Source organism: Streptococcus halitosis (genome assembly GCF_023147855.1).
Taxonomy (GTDB): Bacteria; Bacillota; Bacilli; order Lactobacillales; family Streptococcaceae; genus Streptococcus; species Streptococcus halitosis_B.
On sequence record NZ_JAHXOP010000002.1, the window covers coordinates 309,344 to 330,183 of the forward strand.

A 20,840-nucleotide genomic window follows, 5' to 3' on the forward strand; every position below is an offset into this window, starting at 1 on the left:
CAAGATAAAAAATATTTTTTTAGACATATAGCCTAAATTGTTCAAAAGGAGAAACTATGAAAGAAAGTAACAAACGATTAAAAACAAAGAGAAATATTGAAAATGCTATGGTTCAATTATTGATGGATCACCCCTTCGATCAAATTACTACAATTAAATTAGCAGAAAAAGCTGGAATTAGTCGTTCTAGCTTCTATACCCATTACAAGGATAAGTATGATATGATTGAACACTATCAAAGTAAGTTATTTCATACATTTGAGTATATCTTCCAAAAACATGCTCATCATAAAAAAGATGCCATTTTAGAAGTATTTGACTATTTAGAATCTGAACCATTATTAGCTGCTCTTTTATCTGAAAATGGTACCAAAGAAATCCAAAATTTCTTAAGAAATAAGCTTCATATCATGCTGAGCACAGATCTTCAGAAGCGCTTTATGCAACTACAACTAAATTCAATTGAATTAGAATATAGCAGCATTTATCTGACAAATGCCCTATTTGGAGTTTGTCAAACTTGGATTGCTCGTGGAAAAAAAGAAAGTCCGCAAGAAATGACAGACTTCCTTATGAAAATGCTAGGTGATGCCAACTAAGAACAAAAAAGAACACCATCTGGTGTTCTTTTTATCTAACTCCGCCAGTAGGACTCGAACCTACGACATCATGATTAACAGTCATGCGCTACTACCAACTGAGCTATGGCGGATAAAATAGTCCGTACGGGATTCGAACCCGTGTTACCGCCGTGAAAAGGCGGTGTCTTAACCCCTTGACCAACGGACCATCTATCTGTAGCAGATATAACCATTATATCAATTTCTTACTGATTGTCAATCACTTTTTAGATTTTTTCTCTAGAATATCTTTTAGTTTACGAACTTTCAAACGGGTAATGGGACAACGATGATCTTCATAAAAAACAACTTCTAAATTCTTTCGATCAATTTCTCTCACATTTCCCACATTGACAAGGAAAGATTTATGGGAGCAATAAAATCGTTGAGTATGCTTGTCCTTTTCCTGAATATCTGTCATAGTTCCATAAAACTCTTTAGCAAAATTCTTACCAATAATACGCAATTTATGAGAAACACCTGTTGTTTCGATATACAGAATATCATGGTAAGGAATTTTCAAATCATTTCCCTTATAGTTGTAATCAAAATAGTCTACAACATCTTCGTTTTCAAGCAGCATGCTTTTGGTATAGAAGATACTCTGCTCGATACGTTTTTTGAACAATTCATCATTGATGTCCTTATCTACAAAATCTAAAGCTGATACCTGATACTTATAAGTTAAAGTAGCAAATTCAGATCGACTAGTAATAAAGACAATAATAGCATAAGGATTGTGATGACGGATAAATTGAGCCACTTCAAAGCCTTTTTTCTCGATTCCATGAATATCGATATCTAGGAAATAAAGCTGGTTTACTTCATCATTTTCGATATATTCCTTAAACTCACGAACTTTTCCTGTTGTCTTATATGAAATAGGAATATTCGATTCCTCAGAGATTTCATTCAATATTCTCTCTAGTCTCACTTGATGTTCAATAACATCTTCTAAAATTAATACTTTCATTCAAATTCCCTCTTAAATCTAATAATTTGTCTAAATGTGTTATCTTCCATCTCAGTTTCTAAAATAATATTGTCATACTTATCTAAAATCTCTTTGACATTATTAAGTCCTAGACCTCTATTTCTTCCCTTGGTAGAGAAACCTAAGGCAAATAAGTCTTCTGAAGGCGTCATAGTGATTTTACATGAATTCTGGATAACTATAACTGTTTCAAAATCCATTTTAATGACTGCAACTTCCATTTGTTTCAAGTAACTATCTGCGGCACCTTCAACAGCATTATTTAATAGAATGCTCATGATGCGAACAAGATCAAGTAAATCCATTGACAATCTAGTAATGACATCTTTTACTTCCAATGTAAACTCTACATCATTATTTCGTGCATATACAATCGATTGAGCAATTAAACTTCGTAAAGCCGAATCTTCTATGTTGTTTAAATCAAAGTAAGTATATTTGTCTGACCTCAATTTCTGATTTGCTTTTACTAAGACCTCGTTGTAAATCCTGTCAATTTCGTGTAAATCTCCGCTGTCAATCGCCATTTGCATGCTGACAAGCATACCTGCATAGTCATGACGAAAACCTCGAATCTCATTATACAAACCTACAATCTCATCTGTATAAGTTTGTAAATACTTTTGTTCAAATTTCTTCTGCTTTAGAGCAATCTCTTTTTCAATTTGAACCTTATAAGAATTCATTGCAAAGAAAACTAATAGCAGACAGATAAAAACAATGGTTGATAAAATACTTCCAAAACTATTTAAGTGATGAATCGTACTTACTATATCTGAAACAAACAATAAGATATGCAATCCAAAAAAAGCAACTATCACTTTTTTTAAAAAAGGGTAGAGGTAATCTTTGTCAAAATATGTTATTTTCAAGTGGAAATAACGACTTATTTTTATAATAATAAAATAAGTCAACAATAATACTACTAAAAAGAATATACTTTTATATTGTAATACAAGAACATCACCCATTATAGAAGATAATGTTACGGATATAAAAGTATGGGTACTATGATATAATAAGGATAGTAGTAAACTAATAAAAATTCCTTTATATTTTTCATACTTCTTTAACTTTCTTAAATAAAGGTACACAACCAAAGGAAATAAAAATTTAGACAAAGCAAAACTATCAGAATATACTAGAGTAATAATTTCTTCGAGTATCAAAACTGATATGCATGTGTAACACAAAAAAACAATTTGTTCTTTTCTATTTACTTTACAAATCCACTCATAACTTTTGCTAATGATGAGAAAATAAAAAATAGCTATCCCTAATCCAAATAAATCCATTACTCACTACCTTTATTTCATTACTTTTTTCTTGGAAAAATAAGATTACGAATCGATTCTGAAATTCTCCAGTCTCCACCTCGAATTTCTTGCAATTCTGCCTCTGTTATCTCTTTAAATTGTTCCAATTTTTCTGTATTTTTCATAATGAAATCTCCTGTATTATTTTTTTCTTGTAAGTTAACTTACAAATCCATTATACAAAATGAAGACCATATAAGAAAAAATTTTTCCCAACTGTACATTTTTGCACCTGAAACGCACTTTTTTAAGAAAAAAGCTGGGATGAATCCCAGCTTCGCATCTAACATTGATCCCAGCAGGATTCGAACCTGCGACCGTTCGCTTAGAAGGCGAATGCTCTATCCAGCTGAGCTATGAGACCTAACATGACCATTCTATCAAAAAACAAGAGGTAAGTCAATCTTCTATTTGTGGTAAGGAGAACCCTGCTGAATCGTAAAAGCACGGTAAATTTGTTCAACTAAAACCAATCTCATTAACTGATGTGGTAATGTCAGACGTCCAAAACTAATAGAAAGATTGGCCCTATTTTTTACAACAGGAGCTAGACCCAAACTTCCTCCAATGATAAAAGTAAGCGTTGAATATCCTTTGATAGAAGCTTGCTCTAGTTGCTTACTAAATTCCTCTGAGGAGAATGTTTTTCCTTCAATGGCTAGTACAACGACAAAGTCTCTTTCTCCAACCTTAGAAAGAATTCTTGCGCCTTCTGTTTCCAAGATTTTTTGATTTTCTAATTCACTGGCTTTGTCAGGTGTCTTCTCATCAGTGAGCTCAATCATTTCTAATTTGGCGAAACGTGAAATTCGTTTGCTATATTCAGCAATTCCATCTTTAAGGTATTTTTCTTTTAATTTTCCTACTGTTACAATTTTTATTTTCATTCTTCTATTCTATCATATCCACACTTCATTTCACATCTTATACACAAAAAAATCATTCAAAATTACTAGTGAATTCACAGAATAAGGTGAGTTATCCACAACTTGTGTAAAACTTTAAGCTTTTAAGTTTGGATTAAGTTAATAGGTTTATAATCTGAGTAAATAAATAACAAACGGAGGCGTTTATGAAACACTTACAAAAATTTTACAAAAAAGGAGTTAAAATTCTAGCAATCATTCTAATCGGATTTTTAAGTGGTGCCTTAGGAAGTTTCGTAACATTACAACTTTATCAAAAACAAGGAAATCAAGCTACGAATAATAATTCTGGCACTGTAACTCAAACATCATACAAGAATGAAAACTCAACTACTCAAGCAGTGAATAAAATTAAGGATGCTGTTGTATCAGTCATTACTTACTCTGCTAATAAACAAAGTAGTGTATTTGGAACCGAAGAATCAAATTCTGATACGGATAATCAACAGATTGCAAGTGAAGGATCAGGTGTCATCTATAAAAAGAACGAAAATGATGCTTATATTGTAACAAATACTCACGTTATTAACGGAGCTTCAAAAGTCGATATCCGTTTAGCTGATGGTACAAAAGTCCCTGGTGAAATTATTGGATCGGATACCTTCTCTGATATTGCTGTCGTAAAAATTTCTTCAGAAAAAGTTACAACAGTGGCAGAATTTGGTGATTCAAGCCAACTTAACGTTGGAGAAACAGCGATTGCTATCGGTAGTCCTTTAGGTTCAGAATATGCTAATACAGTTACACAGGGAATCATCTCAAGTCTTAATCGGAATGTTTCTCTAAAATCTGAAGATGGTCAAGCTATTTCAACAAAAGCCATTCAAACAGATACGGCCATTAACCCTGGTAACTCTGGTGGTCCTCTTGTAAATATTCAAGGACAAGTAATTGGTATTACATCAAGTAAGATTGCAAGTAATGGTGGAACATCTGTAGAAGGTCTTGGTTTTGCAATTCCTTCAAACGATGTACAAAATATCATTAAACAGCTTGAAAGTGATGGTAAAGTGACTCGTCCTGCTCTTGGAATCCAAATGGTCAATCTGTCCAACGTTGGAGCTAATGATCTTAGAAAACTAAACATTCCAAGTGGCCTCACTTCAGGTGTAGTTGTTCGATCTGTTCAAAGTAATATGCCTGCAAATGGACATCTTCAAAAATACGATGTCATTACTAAAGTTGACGACAAAGAAATTACTTCATCAACAGACTTACAACATGCTCTTTACAACCATGCTATTGGAGACACTATCAAAATAACCTACTACCGTAATGGTAAGGAGGAAACAACCTCTATAAAACTAGATAAGAATTCTGGTGATTTGGAACGTTAATTGACATCAGTGTAAAGAAAACTTTACAGAAAGTAAAAGATATGTTAGTGTAGAATCATGGAAAAATTTGAAATGATTTCTATCTCTGAAATACAAAAAAATCCTTACCAACCTCGGAAAGAATTTGATGTAGAAAAATTAAAGGAATTGGCTCAGTCAATCAAAGAAAATGGGCTCATCCAACCAATCATCGTTCGTCAATCTCCTGTAATTGGTTATGAAATCCTTGCAGGAGAGAGACGATATCGAGCTTCTCTCTTGGCTGGTCTGACCTCTATCCCAGCCGTTGTAAAGCACCTCTCAGATCAGGAAATGATGGTTCAATCAATCATTGAGAATTTGCAGAGAGAAAATTTAAATCCTGTTGAAGAAGCACGCGCCTATGAATCTTTAGTAGAGAAAGGATTTACTCACACTGAAATAGCGGATAAAATGGGGAAATCTCGTCCTTATATCACTAATTTTATTCGTTTACTTTCCCTACCAGAATATATCTTAACTGAAGTAGAAAATGGAAAAATTTCTCAAGCGCATGCACGTTCCCTAGTTGGTTTGGACAAAGAGCAGCAAGACCATTTCTTTCAACTAATTAAAAATGAAGACATCTCTGTGAGAAAGTTGGAAGCACTACTGACAGAAAAAAAACACAAGAAGCAAAAAAAAAGTGATTCTTTCATCAAAGATGAAGAAGATAAATTAAAAAAACTACTAGGTTTAAGTGTAGAAATTAAACTTTCTAAAAAAGATACTGGAAAGATTGTCATCTCTTTTTCAAGTCAAGAAGAATACGATAGAATTATTAACAGCCTGAAATAAGGCTGTTCTTTTATTTTCTTAACCCACAAATTTATCCACTAATTTTTTTATCAAAAACCCTACTAAATCAAGGAAAAAGCTATTTATCCCCAACCTGTGGATAAATACTACTAACATTGTGGATTCTTTTCCACAATCTGTGGAAAAATCCTACTATCTATGGTAAAATAAGTCTAGCACTAAACTACTAAAATCATAGTAAAGGAGGAAAAATAGTTGAAAGAAAAGCAATTTTGGAATCGTATTTTAGAATTTGCTCAAGAAAGATTGACTCGATCTATGTATGATTTCTATGCTACACCTGCTGAACTCATCAAAGTAGAAGAAAATACAGCTACTATATTTCTACCGAGATCAGAGATGGAAATGGTGTGGGAAAAGCAATTAAAAGATATTATTGTTGCTGCTGGTTTTGAAATTTATGATTCTGAAATCAAACCTCACTATATTTTCACTAAACCTCAGAGTACAGAATCTCCTCAAGTAAATGATACGAATAGTGTCTCTACTTACAATTACACACCTGCACTACCAACGATTCCTTATTCTGAAACAGGATTAAAAGAAAAATATACCTTTGATAACTTTATTCAAGGTGATGGGAATGTTTGGGCGGTGTCTGCTGCGTTAGCTGTATCAGAAGATTTAGCTCTAACCTACAATCCTCTTTTTATCTATGGAGGGCCTGGTCTTGGAAAGACTCACTTGCTCAATGCGATTGGAAATGAGATTTTGAAAAATATTCCTGATGCGCGTGTCAAGTACATTCCTGCCGAAAGCTTTATCAATGACTTTCTTGAGCACTTAAGACTTGGGGAAATGGAAAAGTTCAAAAAAACTTACCGTAGTCTTGATCTCTTGTTGATTGATGATATCCAATCTCTCAGCGGTAAAAAAGTCGCAACCCAGGAAGAATTTTTCAATACCTTCAATGCTCTTCATGATAAGCAGAAACAGATTGTCCTAACCAGTGATCGAAGTCCTAAACACCTAGAAGGCCTTGAGGAAAGACTTGTCACGCGCTTTAGCTGGGGATTGACGCAAAATATCACTCCTCCTGACTTTGAGACACGTATCGCCATTCTTCAAAGTAAAACAGAGCACTTGGATTACCATTTCCAAAGTGATACTCTGGAATACTTGGCTGGCCAATTTGATTCAAATGTTCGAGAATTAGAAGGAGCAATCAACGATATCACTTTAATTGCCAGAGTAAAGAAAATTAAGGATATCACTATTGATATTGCTGCGGAAGCTATCAGAGCACGTAAGCAAGATGCACGCCAGATACTTGTTATTCCAATTGATAAAATCCAAACTGAAGTTGGTAATTTTTATGGAGTGAGCGTCAAAGAAATGAAGGGGACGAGACGAGTTCAAAACATCGTTTTGGCACGTCAGGTTGCTATGTATCTAGCTAGAGAACTGACAGATAATAGTCTTCCAAAAATAGGGAAAGAATTTGGCGGAAAGGATCACACCACCGTTATTCATGCCCATGCCAAAATTAAATCACTGATTGACGAAGACGATAATTTACGTTTAGAAGTAGAAGCAATCAAAAAGAAAATCAAGTAGCTTGTGGATAACTTTTGATTTCTTATCTTTTTTATCCACATTTTTTAAACAAGCTCCAAAGCTTGAATTTACTAAATAGTTCCCAGTTTTCCACAGAATTCACACACTCTATTATTACTATTAACTTTCTAATACTAAAAATAAATAAAGGAGAATCCATGATTCATTTTTCAATCAACAAAAATTTATTTCTACAAGCCTTAAATACTACAAAACGAGCAATTAGCTCAAAAAATGCTATTCCAATTTTATCAACAATAAAAATTGACGTTACAAATGAAGGAATTACTTTAATTGGATCAAACGGTCAAATTTCTATTGAGAATTTCATTTCTCAAAAGAATGAAGATGCTGGTCTCTTGATCACTTCTTTGGGTTCGATTCTTCTTGAAGCTTCTTTCTTCATCAATGTGGTATCTAGTCTTCCAGATGTAACGCTAGATTTAAAAGAGATTGAACAAAAACAAATTGTCTTAACCAGTGGCAAATCAGAAATTACCCTAAAAGGAAAAGATAGCGAACAGTACCCACGAATCCAAGAAATTTCAGCAAGCACACCTTTAGTTCTTGAAACAAAACTGCTCAAGAAAATTGTCAATGAAACAGCTTTTGCTGCAAGTACGCAAGAAAGTCGTCCCATCTTAACAGGTGTTCATTTTGTATTGAGCCAACACAAGGAACTAAAAACAGTTGCGACAGACTCACACCGCCTTAGCCAGAAGAAATTGACTCTTGAAAAAAATGGAGATGATTTCGATGTGGTAATTCCTAGTCGTTCTCTACGCGAATTTTCAGCGGTATTTACAGATGATATTGAAACTGTAGAGATTTTCTTTGCAAATAATCAAATCCTCTTTAGAAGCGAAAATATTAGCTTCTACACTCGTCTACTAGAAGGTAATTATCCTGATACAGATCGCTTGATTCCAACAGACTTTAACACTACAATTACTTTTGATGTTGTTAATTTGCGTCAATCTATGGAGCGTGCTCGCCTCTTATCAAGTGCGACGCAAAATGGTACTGTGAAGCTTGAAATTAAAGGTGGGGTTGTTAGTGCTCATGTTCACTCTCCTGAAGTTGGCAAAGTAAACGAAGAAATCGATACGGAGCAGGTGACCGGGGATGATTTGACTATTAGTTTTAACCCAACTTACTTGATTGATTCCCTCAAGGCTTTAAATAGCGAAAAGGTTACTATTAGCTTTATCTCAGCAGTTCGTCCATTTACTCTTGTGCCAGCAGATACTGACGAAGACTTCATGCAGCTTATCACACCAGTTCGAACAAATTAAGTGAAAGAGGTTGAGCCTGGCTCGCCTCTTTTATGATATAATCAAAAAAGAAAAGGAGAGTAGTATGTATCAAGTTGGAAATTTTGTTGAGATGAAGAAACCACATGCTTGCACCATTAAATCAACAGGTAAAAAAGCCAATCGTTGGGAAATCACACGTGTAGGGGCAGATATCAAAATCAAATGTAGCAATTGTGACCACCTTGTTATGATGAGTCGTTATGATTTTGAACGAAAAATGAATAAGATTATTGACTAAGAACCCTTAGTTAGAGGGTTAGCAAGTTTTCCCTTTTTGTGTTATAATGTTAGGGATTGAAATGAGAACGGAGAATGAGAAAATATGGCTTTAACAGCAGGTATCGTTGGTTTGCCAAACGTTGGTAAATCAACCCTTTTTAATGCAATTACAAAAGCAGGAGCAGAGGCCGCAAACTACCCATTTGCGACTATTGATCCAAACGTTGGGATGGTGGAAGTTCCAGATGAACGCCTACAAAAACTAACGGAAATGATTACACCTAAAAAGACAGTTCCAACAACATTTGAATTTACAGATATTGCAGGGATTGTAAAAGGAGCATCAAAAGGAGAAGGTCTAGGTAATAAATTCTTGGCCAATATCCGTGAAGTAGACGCGATTGTTCACGTAGTTCGTGCTTTTGAGGATGAAAATGTTATGCGCGAGCAAGGACGTGAAGACGCCTTTGTGGATCCACTTGCAGATATTGATACCATTAACCTAGAGTTGATTCTTGCTGACTTAGAATCAGTTAATAAACGCTATGCGCGTGTAGAAAAGATGGCACGTACGCAAAAAGATAAAGAATCAGTAGCAGAGTTTAACGTTCTTCAAAAGATTAAACCAGTCCTTGAAGATGGAAAATCAGCTCGTACCATTGAATTCACAGATGAGGAACAAAAGGTTGTCAAAGGTCTCTTCCTTTTGACCACTAAACCAGTTCTTTATGTTGCTAATGTGGATGAGGATGTTGTTGGAGACCCAGATTCTATCGAATATGTGAAGCAAATTCGTGAATTTGCAGCGACAGAAAATGCTGAAGTAGTAGTTATTTCTGCGCGTGCTGAGGAAGAAATTTCTGAGTTAGACGATGAGGATAAGCAAGAGTTTCTTGAAGCACTTGGTTTGACTGAATCAGGTGTTGACAAGCTGACTCGTGCAGCCTATCACTTGCTTGGGCTTGGAACTTACTTCACAGCTGGTGAAAAAGAAGTCCGTGCTTGGACCTTTAAGCGAGGGATGAAAGCTCCTCAAGCAGCTGGTATTATCCACTCAGACTTTGAAAAAGGGTTTATTCGTGCAGTAACAATGTCATATGAGGATCTAGTGAAATATGGATCTGAAAAGGCTGTAAAAGAAGCTGGACGCTTGCGTGAAGAAGGTAAAGAATATATCGTTCAAGATGGCGATATCATGGAATTCCGCTTTAACGTTTAATAACATTTTATAAATAGTGTCAATTAGGTTGGAAAAAAATTCCAACCCTTTTGGTTTTTGAAAGGAAAAATAAATGACCAAATTACTTGTAGGATTGGGAAATCCAGGGGATAAATATTTTGAAACCAAACACAATGTTGGCTTTATGTTGATTGACCAACTAGCTAAAAAACAAAATGTCACCTTTACACACGACAAGATATTTCAAGCTGACCTAGCATCTTTTTTCCTCAATGGAGAAAAAATTTATCTTGTCAAACCAACAACATTTATGAATGAAAGCGGGAAAGCTGTTCATGCTTTATTGACTTACTATGGTTTGGATATTGAAGATTTACTCGTTATTTACGATGATCTTGACATGGAAGTTGGGAAAATTCGTTTAAGAGCAAAGGGTTCAGCAGGTGGTCATAATGGTATCAAGTCTATTATTCAACATATTGGAACCCAAGTATTTAACCGTGTTAAAATAGGTATTGGAAGACCTAAAAAAGGCATGTCAGTGGTTCACCATGTTTTAAGTAAGTTTGATCAGGATGACTATGTGGGTATTTTACAGTCTATTGACAAAGTTGACGATGCTGTAAACTACTATTTACAAGAGAAAAACTTTGAGAAAACAATGCAGAGGTATAACGGCTAAATGGTGACTTTATTAGATTTATTCTCAGAAAATGACCAGATAAAAAAATGGCATCAAAATCTGATAGATAAGAAAAGACAACTAATACTTGGTTTATCAACTTCTACCAAGGCTCTTGCAATTGCAAGCAGTCTAGAAAAAGAAAATAAGATTGTGTTACTAACTTCAACTTATGGAGAAGCAGAACGAATTATCAGTGATCTTCTTTCTCCCTTAGGAGAGGAACTTGTCTATCCATTTTTGGTTGATGACTCTCCTATGGTAGAGTTTTTGATGTCTTCACAAGAAAAAATCATTTCGCGGGTTGAGGCCCTGCGTTTTTTGAGTGATCCGTCTAAGAAAGGGATTTTAGTTTGTAATATCGCAGCGAGTCGGTTAATTTTACCCTCTCCGACTAGATTTAAAGAAAGTACTATAAAAATTGCAGTTGGCGAAGAATATGACCAACACGAGCTACTTCACCAGTTAAAGGAAATTGGATATCGAAAAGTTACTCAAGTACAGACCCAAGGTGAGTTTAGTATTCGAGGAGATATTTTAGATATTTTTGAGATGTCTCAGTTAGAACCTTTCCGAATTGAGTTTTTTGGTGATGAAGTAGATGGTATTCGTACTTTTGAAGTCGAAACACAATTATCAAAAGAAAATCAGACAGAACTCCCTATCTTTCCAGCTAGTGATATACTTTTGAGAGAAAAGGATTATCAACGAGGTCAGTCAGCTTTAGAAAAGCAAATTTCGAAGACTCTATCACCAATTTTGAAATCCTATCTAGAAGAAATTTTGTCAAGTTTTCATCAAAAACAAGTACATTCAGATAGTCGAAAGTTTTTATCTTTATGTTACGATAAAACATGGACTATATTTGATTATATTGAAAAAGATACACCAGTATTCTTTGATGACTATCAAAAATTGATGAATCAGTATGAAGCCTTTGAAAGAGAATTAGCGCAATACTTTACAGAAGATTTACAGAATGGTAAATCATTTTCTGAGATGCAGTATTTTGCAGATACAGAGCAAACCTATAAAAAACAAAGTCCAGTTACCTTTTTCTCTAATCTGCAAAAGGGATTAGGAAATCTCAAGTTTGATCACATTTATCAATTTAATCAATACCCTATGCAGGAGTTTTTCAATCAGTTTTCTTTTCTTAAAGAAGAAATTGAGCGATACAAAAAAATGGATTACACCATTGTTTTGCAGTCTAGCAATTCAATGGGAAGTAAAACATTGGAGGATGTTTTAGAGGAATACCAGATCAAATTGGATTCCAGAGATAAGTCAAGTATCTGTAAAGAATCTGTAAACTTGATTGAGGGTAATCTAAGACATGGGTTTCATTTTGTAGATGAAAAAATTCTCTTGATTACTGAACATGAGATTTTTCAAAAGAAATTAAAACGTCGTTTTAGAAGACAACATGCTTCAAATGCAGAGCGATTAAAAGATTATAATGAACTTGAAAAAGGAGACTATGTTGTTCACCATATCCATGGAATTGGTCAATATCTAGGAATCGAAACAATTGAAATAAAAGGTATCCACCGTGATTATGTCAGTGTACAGTATCAAAATGGTGACCAAATCTCCATCCCAGTAGAACAGATTCATCTACTGTCCAAATATGTTTCAAGTGATGGGAAACCTCCAAAACTCAATAAATTAAATGATGGTCATTTCAAAAAGGCCAAGCAAAAAGTTAAGAACCAGGTAGAGGATATAGCTGACGATTTAATCAAACTGTATTCTGAGCGTAGTCAGTTGAAGGGTTTTGCTTTCTCAGCTGATGATGAAGATCAACATTCTTTTGATGATGCTTTCCCTTATGTTGAAACGGATGATCAACTTCGTAGTATTGAGGAAATCAAGAGAGATATGCAGGATTCTCATCCCATGGATCGACTTTTAGTTGGGGATGTTGGTTTTGGAAAGACTGAAGTTGCAATGCGTGCAGCATTTAAGGCTGTCAATGATCACAAACAGGTGGTTGTTCTAGTTCCGACGACGGTGTTAGCACAACAACACTATACGAATTTTAAGGAAAGATTCCAAAATTTTGCTGTTAATATTGATGTGTTGAGTCGCTTTAGAAGTAAAAAAGAGCAGGCAGAGACACTTGAAAAATTAAAGAATGGTCAAGTTGATATTTTGATTGGAACGCATCGTGTTTTGTCAAAAGATGTGGTGTTTTCAGATTTGGGATTGATGATTATTGATGAAGAACAACGATTTGGTGTCAAGCATAAAGAAACCTTGAAAGAACTGAAAAAACAAGTAGATGTTCTAACCTTGACAGCAACGCCAATTCCTCGTACCCTTCATATGTCTATGCTAGGAATCAGAGATTTGTCTGTTATTGAAACACCTCCGACCAATCGTTATCCAGTACAAACCTATGTTTTGGAAAAGAATGATAGTGTGATTCGTGATGCAGTCTTGCGTGAAATGGAGCGTGGAGGTCAAGTTTACTATCTTTACAACAAAGTTGACACTATTGATCGGAAGGTTTCAGAATTACAGGAGTTGATTCCAGAAGCTTCAATTGGGTTTGTTCATGGACAAATGAGTGAAATTCAGTTAGAAAACACTCTATTGGACTTTATTGAAGGCCAATATGATATTTTGGTGACAACTACTATTATTGAAACAGGCGTTGACATTCCAAACGCCAATACCTTATTTATTGAAAATGCAGACCATATGGGCTTGTCAACCTTGTATCAATTAAGGGGAAGAGTTGGTCGTAGTAATCGTATTGCTTATGCTTATCTCATGTATCGTCCAGAAAAATCAATTAGTGAAGTCTCTGAGAAGAGATTAGAAGCAATCAAAGGATTTACAGAATTGGGCTCTGGATTTAAGATTGCGATGCGAGATCTTTCGATTCGTGGTGCAGGAAATCTCCTAGGAAAATCCCAATCAGGTTTCATTGATTCTGTTGGTTTTGAATTGTATTCACAGTTATTAGAGGAAGCTATTGCTAAACGTAACGGCAATGGGAACAAAAGAACCAAAGGAAATGCTGAGTTGATTTTACAAATTGATGCTTATCTTCCTAACACATATATTTCTGATCAACGACATAAGATTGAAATTTACAAAAAAATTCGTCAAATTGACAATCGTGTCAACTATGAAGAACTACAAGAAGAGTTGATGGATCGCTTTGGAGAATACCCAGATGTAGTAGCCTACCTTTTAGAGATTGGTTTGGTTAAGTCATATTTGGACAAGGTCTTTGTAGAACGTGTGGAAAGAAAAGATAACAAGATTACAGTTCAATTTGAAAAAGTCACTCAACGACTATTCTTGGCTCAAGATTATTTTAAAGCCTTATCTGCAACGAACTTAAAAGCAGCTATAGCTGAGAATAAGGGATTAATGGAAGTTGTATTTGATGTCCGAAACAAGAAGGATTATGAAATTTTAGAAGGTTTGCTGATTTTTGGAGAAAGTTTATTAGAGATAAAAGAATCAAAGGAAGCAAATCCCATTTAACATTTTTCTTCTATAAAAAGGATAAAAATGGTACAATAATAATTTGAGGTAATAAAAATGAGATTAGACAAGTATTTAAAAGTATCACGAATTATTAAGCGCCGTACAGTCGCAAAAGAAGTAGCAGATAAAGGTAGAATCAAGGTGAACGGAATCTTGGCTAAAAGTTCAACGGATTTGAAAGTTGATGACCAAGTTGAAATTCGCTTTGGAAATAAGTTGTTGCTTGTTAAAGTACTAGAGATGAAAGATAGTACAAAAAAAGAAGACGCAGCAGGCATGTATGAAATTCTCAGTGAAACACGGGTAGAAGAAAATGTCTAAAAATATTGTACAAATGAATAATTCTTTTATTCAAAATGAACATCAACGTCGTCGTTACCTGATGAAGGAGAGACAAAAACGAAATCGTTTTATGGGTTGGGTCCTTATTTTGATGATTTTGTTGTTTATTTTACCAACTTATAACTTGGCCCAAAGCTATGATCAGTTACTGCAACGCCGTCAGCAATTGACAGAGTTGAAAGAGCAGTACCAAACTCTTAGTGACGAAAAGGATAAGGAATCTGCCTTTGCTGCAAAGTTGAAAGATGAAGACTATGTAGCAAAATATGCACGCGCCAAGTACTATTACTCAAAGAAACGAGAAGCAATTTACACAATTCCTGATTTGCTTCCGAGGTAATGTCATGGAAAATTTATTGGAAGTTGTTGAGCAATTTTTAAGTTTATCAGATGAAAAATTAGAGGAATTGGCAGCTAAAAACCATTTATTACGATTACAAGAAGAAAGGGAAGAGAAGAATGCGTAAGTTCTTAGTAGTTTTATTGCTACCTGCTTTTATCATAACTTCAAGAGTAGTTAGCACAGAAAAACAGCTTCCTTACTCTTCGCAAGAAATTTATTATCTAACTGAGTCTGATTATGGATTCTACTATAAAGAAACTCTGGAATCCCCAATGGTATATGGAGAAACAGCCGTCTATGCTAATGAGGATCTTGTTAAGGAGTCTGGTAAATTGACTCCTGGAACCACCTTTAAAATAGTAGAATGGCGTTTGAATAGACAAGGTATTCCTGTTTTTAGATTAGATAATCACCAGTTTATCCTTGCAGATAAGCGTTTAATCTATGATCAAAGTCAAGTTCAAACTCAAAATAGACAAGTATGGTTGGAGCAGGGGTTTGTTATCTATAACAGTCCCTATGATGCGAAAGAAATTTCTTCATCCCTCTCTCCCTATCAACGCGTAACGGTGGATAGAGCTCTCTTTGCTGAGGGACAAGAATTTCTTCATATCGATCAGGTTGGGTGGGTATCAAAAGAGTTCACCTCAGAAGAAGACAATCGCATCCAGAAGGTTCAAGAAGTTTTATCAAACAACTATCAGAATGAAAATTATTCTATTTATGTTAAACAACTGAGTACAGGTAAAGAGGCTGGGGTGAATGAAGACAGCAAACTCTATGCAGCTAGCATATTGAAACTAGCCTACCTTTATTATGCTCAAGATAAGATAAATCAAGGGGAATATACGCTAGACAGTAGTTTCAAGTATATCCCAGAAGTAAATAGTTTCCCTGGATCCTATAAACCAGAAGGTAGTGGTAGCTTGCCTAAAAAAGAAGATAACAAAGAATACAGTCTTCAACAGTTAATTACTAAGGTAACAAAAGAGTCTGACAATGTTGCTCATAATATTTTAGGTTATTACGTGACCAATCAATCTGATGGGGCTTTCAAAGAAAAAATGTCCACCATTATGGGTGAAGATTGGGATGTGAATGATAAATTGACTTCTTCAAAAATGGCTGGAAAGGTCATGGAAGCTATTTATAATCAGAATGGTTTTGTCCTAGAGTCTCTAGGTAAGACCGATTTTGACAACCAACGAATCGCAAAAGGTGTTTCGGTTAAGGTAGCTCATAAAATTGGAGATGCCGACGAGTATAAACATGACACTGCCATTGTTTATACGGATTCTCCTTTCGTTCTTTCTATTTTCACTAAAAATTCTGATTATGACACTATTGCTAAGATAGCTAAGGATGTCTATGAGGTTTTAAAATGAGGGAACAGGATTTTTTAAATCATTTTCTCCGAAAAGAGTATTTCAAAAAACATTCGAAAGTCGTGTTAGCTTTATCTGGTGGACTGGATTCGATGTTTTTATACCATCTATTGTCTACTTATCAAAATGAATTGGGAATTGAGTTGATTGTAGCACATGTCAATCACAAGCAGAGAAGTGAGTCTGACTGGGAGGAAAATGAACTAAGGAAGTTAGCTGATGCAGCTGAACTTCCTATTTATATCACAAGCTTTTCAGGAGATTTTTCAGAAGCGCGTGCTCGAGAGTTTCGTTATGATTTTTTTAGGAAAATCATGAAAGAGGTTGGAGCGACTGCCTTGGTTACTGCCCACCATTCCGATGATCAGGTTGAAACGATTTTGATGCGCTTGATTCGAGGTAGTAGACTAGGTCATTTAACAGGAATAAAAGAAAGTCAAGTGGTTGATGGAATTGAAATCATTCGTCCCTTATTGCCTTTTCATAAAAAGGATTTTCCACTAATTTTTCATTTCGAAGATCAAACAAATCAGGAAAATACCTATTTTCGCAATCGCATTCGGAGTAGGTATTTACCAGAACTTGAAAAAGAAAATCCTCGTCTTAAATCCGCCCTTTTAGATTTAGGAAGGGAAATTTCAGATTACCAAGCAACAATAACGGAGCTTTCGAAACAAATTGATGTGGAAGATTTGAATGAGCTATTTTCATACTCTCAACAAACTCAAGGAATCTTGCTCCAGAACTATCTTAATCAATTTCCAGACTTAAATCTGACAAAGGCTCAGTTTGCTGAAGTTCGACAGATTTTAACAACGAAAAGCCAGTATCGTCATTCTCTTAAAAATGGCTATGAATTGATAAAAGAGTATCAACGGTTTCAAATTTGTAAAATCAGACCTCAGGCCGATGAAAAGGAAGATGAACTTGTGTTACACTATCAAAATCAAGTTCGATATATGGGCTATTTATTTTCCTTTGGTATCCCTATTGAAGGGGATTTTGTTCAAAAAGTAACGGTTTCACGGGAAACATCTGTACATATTAGATGTCGAAAACCTGGCGATGTTCTTATCCTGAATGGGCATCGAAAGAAACTGAGACGCTTATTTATAGATTTGAAAATCCCTATTGAAAAACGAAAAACAACCCCTATTATTGAGCAATTTGGAGAAATTGTCTCAATTTTAGGAATTGCGACCAGTGATTTGAGTAAAAACACGAAAAATGATATAATGAACACTGTAATTTATATAGAAAAAATAGATAGGTAAAAAGATGTTAGAACACGATATAAAAAAAATTCTCGTTTCACATGATGAAATTACAGAAGCAGCTAAAAAGCTAGGTGCACAATTAACAAAAGAATATGAGGGGAAAAATCCAATTCTTATTGGAATTCTAAAAGGATCGATTCCTTTTATGGCTGAATTGGTCAAACATATTGATACGCATATTGAGATGGACTTCATGATGGTATCTAGTTACCATGGTGGAACAGCAAGTAGTGGTGTGATCAATATCAAGCAAGACGTGACTCAAGATATCAAAGGAAGACATGTTTTATTTGTAGAGGATATCATCGATACAGGTCAAACTTTGAAAAATTTGCGAGATATGTTTATTGCAAGAGAAGCAGCTTCTGTTAAAATCGCGACTTTGTTGGACAAACCAGAGGGACGTGTTGTTGAAATTGAAGCGGATTATACTTGTTTTACTATTCCAAATGAGTTTGTGGTAGGTTATGGTCTGGATTATAAAGAAAATTATCGTAACCTTCCTTATGTCGGAGTATTGAAAGAAGAAGTTTATTCAAATTAGAAAGATCTATCTTTAATGAAAAAACAAAATAATGGTTTAGTTAGAAATCCATTTCTCTACTTGTTAATTATCTTCTTCCTAGTGACAGGATTCCAGTATTTTTACTCTGGAAATACTGCTGGACGAAGCGAAAAAATTAACTATACAGAACTGGTAAAAGAAATTACTGCAGACAATGTAAAAGAATTAACCTATCAGCCAAATGGTAGCATCATTGAAGTGTCTGGTGTTTATAAAAATCCTAAGACTAGTAAGGAAGAAACAGGAATTCAATTTTTCACTCCTACTGCTACAACAGTAGAAAGATTCTCAAGTACTATTCTTCCGTCTGATTCAACAGTTTCAGAATTGCAAAAACTTGCTTCTGAACATCAGGCTGAGGTCACAGTCAAACATGAGAGTTCAAGTGGTATGTGGATCAATATTCTTGTGTCTGTTGTTCCATTTGCTATTCTCTTCTTCTTCCTATTCTCTATGATGGGAAATATGGGAGGAAATAGTGGCCGAAATCCAATGAGTTTTGGACGTAGCAAGGCCAAAGCTGCAAACAAAGAAGATATCAAGGTACGATTCTCAGATGTTGCAGGTGCCGAGGAAGAAAAACAAGAATTAGTAGAAGTTGTTGAATTCTTAAAAGATCCAAAAAGATTTACCAAACTTGGCGCGCGTATTCCTGCGGGTGTTCTTTTGGAGGGACCTCCGGGAACAGGTAAGACATTACTTGCTAAGGCAGTTGCTGGGGAAGCAGGTGTTCCATTCTTTAGTATCTCAGGTTCTGACTTTGTAGAAATGTTTGTCGGAGTTGGTGCAAGCCGCGTTCGTTCTCTTTTTGAGGATGCAAAAAAAGCAGCGCCAGCCATCATCTTTATCGATGAAATTGATGCTGTTGGTCGCCAACGTGGTGTTGGTCTTGGTGGAGGAAACGATGAACGTGAACAAACCTTGAACCAACTCTTGATTGAGATGGATGGTTTTGAGGGAAATGAAGGAATCATCGTTATCGCTGCAACTAACCGTTCAGATGTTCTTGATCCAGCTCTTCTCCGCCCAGGACGTTTCGATAGAAAAGTCTTAGTTGGCCGTCCTGATGTTAAAGGTCGTGAAGCAATCTTGAAAGTTCACGCTAAAAATAAACCTCTGGCAGACGATGTTGATTTGAAACTGGTTGCCCAACAAACCCCAGGCTTTGTGGGAGCTGACTTAGAAAATGTTTTAAACGAGGCAGCCTTGGTTGCAGCCCGTCGAAACAAATCAATCATTGATGCTTCAGATATTGATGAGGCAGAGGACAGAGTGATTGCTGGACCATCTAAGAAGGATAAAACAGTATCACAAAGAGAACGTGAGTTGGTTGCCTACCACGAGGCTGGACATACCATTGTTGGTTTAGTCTTGTCAAATGCCCGTGTTGTTCATAAAGTTACCATTGTACCACGTGGACGTGCAGGTGGCTACATGATTGCACTTCCGAAAGAGGATCAAATGCTTCTATCTAAAGAAGACATGAAAGAGCAATTGGCAGGTTTGATGGGTGGTCGTGTAGCTGAAGAGATTATCTTTAATGTCCAAACGACAGGAGCTTCAAATGACTTTGAACAAGCTACACAGATGGCTCGTGCAATGGTCACTGAATACGGTATGAGTGAAAAACTTGGCCCAGTTCAATACGAAGGTAATCATGCTATGTTTGGTGCACAAAGTCCTCAAAAATCAATTTCAGAGCAAACAGCCTATGAGATTGATGAGGAAGTTCGTTCATTATTAAATGAGGCACGAAACAAAGCAGCTGAAATTATCCAATCAAATCGTGAAACCCACAAACTGATTGCAGAAGCATTGTTGAAATACGAAACATTGGATAGTACACAGATTAAATCTCTTTACGAGACAGGAAAAATGCCTGAGACAGTAGAAGAGGAATCTCATGCACTATCTTATGATGAAGTAAAATCAAAAATGAGTGAAGAAAAATAAATTTAGAGAGGTTCGACCTCTCTTTTTATATTCTAATGTGATGGCTACCGAGCAGATGCCTTGATAGTCGATCCTCCTCGTACAGGCTTAGATGATAAGCTACTGGATACCATTCTGACCTATGTTCCAGACAAAATGGTCTATGTATCCTGCAATGTTTCGACCTTGGCTCGAGATTTAGTTAAACTGGTAAAAGTCTATGACCTCCAGTATATCCAGTCGGTCGATATGTTTCCCCACACTTCACGGACAGAAGCAGTGGTTAAGTTAGTGAAGAAAAGAAAAAATCAACTTCACTGAAAAAAGATCTTGACAAAGTAGGAAAAGTAGGTATAATAGAAAGAGTTGAAAAGCTCAAGGTCCGTTGGTCAAGGGGTTAAGACACCGCCTTTTCACGGCGGTAACACGGGTTCGAATCCCGTACGGACTATAGTGTATCGTGTCTAGAAAAAACTTGAAAAAAGTTTAAAAAACTTGTTGACAG

The 20,840-nt window shown here is 35.5% G+C and carries 20 protein-coding genes, 4 tRNA genes and 1 pseudogene; 18 read left to right on the forward strand and 7 right to left on the reverse strand.

Annotation, left to right across the window (positions count from 1 at the left end):
• The first annotated feature begins 56 nt into the window (after positions 1-56).
• On the forward strand, positions 57-599 hold the full coding sequence (locus KZX55_RS05910; protein WP_000665084.1) for a TetR/AcrR family transcriptional regulator: 543 nt from the start codon (positions 57-59) through the stop codon (positions 597-599).
• A gap of 39 nt (positions 600-638) precedes the next feature.
• Here KZX55_RS05910 and KZX55_RS05915 read toward each other — a convergent pair.
• The 7 genes from KZX55_RS05915 to rlmH all read right to left on the reverse strand — a co-directional run bounded on the left by KZX55_RS05915 (position 639) and on the right by rlmH (position 3,817).
• Positions 639-712, reverse strand: a tRNA-Asn gene (locus KZX55_RS05915).
• A gap of 5 nt (positions 713-717) precedes the next feature.
• Positions 718-789: transfer RNA gene (locus KZX55_RS05920), tRNA-Glu, on the reverse strand.
• A gap of 51 nt (positions 790-840) precedes the next feature.
• Complete coding sequence (gene comE / locus KZX55_RS05925) at positions 841-1,593, reverse strand: competence system response regulator transcription factor ComE (protein ID WP_000866079.1); 753 nt, start codon at positions 1,591-1,593, stop codon at positions 841-843.
• Complete coding sequence (gene comD / locus KZX55_RS05930) at positions 1,590-2,909, reverse strand: GHKL domain-containing protein (RefSeq protein WP_248025641.1); 1,320 nt, start codon at positions 2,907-2,909, stop codon at positions 1,590-1,592. The genes comE and comD overlap by 4 nt, the downstream gene beginning before the upstream one ends.
• A 20-nt stretch (positions 2,910-2,929) precedes the next feature.
• Positions 2,930-3,055 carry a competence-stimulating peptide ComC gene (gene comC / locus KZX55_RS05935; protein WP_248025643.1) on the reverse strand — a complete coding sequence of 42 codons (126 nt, stop codon included), beginning with the start codon at positions 3,053-3,055 and terminating at the stop codon, positions 2,930-2,932.
• A 165-nt stretch (positions 3,056-3,220) separates the two neighbouring features.
• Positions 3,221-3,294, reverse strand: a tRNA-Arg gene (locus tag KZX55_RS05940).
• A gap of 43 nt (positions 3,295-3,337) precedes the next feature.
• A complete protein-coding gene (gene rlmH, locus KZX55_RS05945) occupies positions 3,338-3,817 on the reverse strand; it encodes a 23S rRNA (pseudouridine(1915)-N(3))-methyltransferase RlmH (RefSeq protein WP_248025645.1) in 480 nt (159 codons plus the stop codon).
• 185 nt (positions 3,818-4,002) lie between these two features.
• Here rlmH and KZX55_RS05950 point away from each other — a divergent pair, with 185 nt between their 5' ends.
• From KZX55_RS05950 to KZX55_RS06025, 17 genes and pseudogenes are all read left to right on the forward strand, one after another.
• A complete protein-coding gene (locus KZX55_RS05950; protein WP_248025647.1) occupies positions 4,003-5,193 on the forward strand; it encodes a S1C family serine protease in 1,191 nt (396 codons plus the stop codon).
• Between the two features lie 57 nt (positions 5,194-5,250).
• Complete coding sequence (locus KZX55_RS05955) at positions 5,251-6,009, forward strand: ParB/RepB/Spo0J family partition protein (RefSeq protein WP_057488941.1); 759 nt, start codon at positions 5,251-5,253, stop codon at positions 6,007-6,009.
• A 279-nt stretch (positions 6,010-6,288) separates the two neighbouring features.
• Positions 6,289-7,587 (forward strand): chromosomal replication initiator protein DnaA, encoded by a 1,299-nt coding sequence (dnaA, locus tag KZX55_RS05960; protein WP_432654200.1) that lies wholly within the window; start codon positions 6,289-6,291, stop codon positions 7,585-7,587.
• A 158-nt stretch (positions 7,588-7,745) separates the two neighbouring features.
• On the forward strand, positions 7,746-8,882 hold the full coding sequence (gene dnaN / locus KZX55_RS05965; RefSeq protein WP_248025663.1) for a DNA polymerase III subunit beta: 1,137 nt from the start codon (positions 7,746-7,748) through the stop codon (positions 8,880-8,882).
• 64 nt (positions 8,883-8,946) lie between these two features.
• The gene (locus tag KZX55_RS05970; RefSeq protein WP_000285184.1) at positions 8,947-9,141 is read left to right on the forward strand and encodes a DUF951 domain-containing protein; all 195 of its coding nucleotides are present in this window, start codon (positions 8,947-8,949) and stop codon (positions 9,139-9,141) included.
• An 84-nt stretch (positions 9,142-9,225) separates the two neighbouring features.
• Positions 9,226-10,341 carry a redox-regulated ATPase YchF gene (ychF, locus tag KZX55_RS05975; protein WP_248025666.1) on the forward strand — a complete coding sequence of 372 codons (1,116 nt, stop codon included), beginning with the start codon at positions 9,226-9,228 and terminating at the stop codon, positions 10,339-10,341.
• A 73-nt stretch (positions 10,342-10,414) separates the two neighbouring features.
• Positions 10,415-10,984: an aminoacyl-tRNA hydrolase gene (gene pth, locus KZX55_RS05980; protein WP_061453864.1), complete on the forward strand. Its 570-nt coding sequence runs from the start codon at positions 10,415-10,417 to the stop codon at positions 10,982-10,984.
• The gene (mfd, locus tag KZX55_RS05985; RefSeq protein WP_248025671.1) at positions 10,985-14,488 is read left to right on the forward strand and encodes a transcription-repair coupling factor; all 3,504 of its coding nucleotides are present in this window, start codon (positions 10,985-10,987) and stop codon (positions 14,486-14,488) included.
• A gap of 57 nt (positions 14,489-14,545) precedes the next feature.
• The gene (locus KZX55_RS05990) at positions 14,546-14,812 is read left to right on the forward strand and encodes an RNA-binding S4 domain-containing protein (RefSeq protein WP_001234975.1); all 267 of its coding nucleotides are present in this window, start codon (positions 14,546-14,548) and stop codon (positions 14,810-14,812) included.
• Positions 14,805-15,173 carry a septum formation initiator family protein gene (locus KZX55_RS05995; protein WP_000041922.1) on the forward strand — a complete coding sequence of 123 codons (369 nt, stop codon included), beginning with the start codon at positions 14,805-14,807 and terminating at the stop codon, positions 15,171-15,173. Before KZX55_RS05990 ends, KZX55_RS05995 begins: the two co-directional genes overlap by 8 nt.
• 4 nt (positions 15,174-15,177) lie before the next feature.
• Positions 15,178-15,300: an SP_0009 family protein gene (locus tag KZX55_RS09170; protein WP_000429343.1), complete on the forward strand. Its 123-nt coding sequence runs from the start codon at positions 15,178-15,180 to the stop codon at positions 15,298-15,300.
• A complete protein-coding gene (locus tag KZX55_RS06000) occupies positions 15,293-16,561 on the forward strand; it encodes a serine hydrolase (RefSeq protein WP_248025673.1) in 1,269 nt (422 codons plus the stop codon). The genes KZX55_RS09170 and KZX55_RS06000 overlap by 8 nt, the downstream gene beginning before the upstream one ends.
• On the forward strand, positions 16,558-17,835 hold the full coding sequence (tilS, locus tag KZX55_RS06005; protein ID WP_248025675.1) for a tRNA lysidine(34) synthetase TilS: 1,278 nt from the start codon (positions 16,558-16,560) through the stop codon (positions 17,833-17,835). The genes KZX55_RS06000 and tilS overlap by 4 nt, the downstream gene beginning before the upstream one ends.
• Before the next feature lie 4 nt (positions 17,836-17,839).
• Entirely contained in the window at positions 17,840-18,382 is a 543-nt protein-coding gene (hpt, locus tag KZX55_RS06010) for a hypoxanthine phosphoribosyltransferase (protein WP_000889402.1), read from the forward strand.
• Between the two features lie 15 nt (positions 18,383-18,397).
• Positions 18,398-20,356, forward strand: a complete 1,959-nt coding sequence (gene ftsH / locus KZX55_RS06015) for an ATP-dependent zinc metalloprotease FtsH (protein ID WP_000744587.1) — start codon at positions 18,398-18,400, stop codon at positions 20,354-20,356.
• A gap of 39 nt (positions 20,357-20,395) precedes the next feature.
• Positions 20,396-20,656, forward strand: a pseudogene (locus KZX55_RS06020) (23S rRNA (uracil(1939)-C(5))-methyltransferase RlmD); the annotation flags it as partial.
• A gap of 58 nt (positions 20,657-20,714) precedes the next feature.
• Positions 20,715-20,786 (forward strand) — tRNA-Glu (locus tag KZX55_RS06025).
• Positions 20,787-20,840 lie beyond the last annotated feature (54 nt).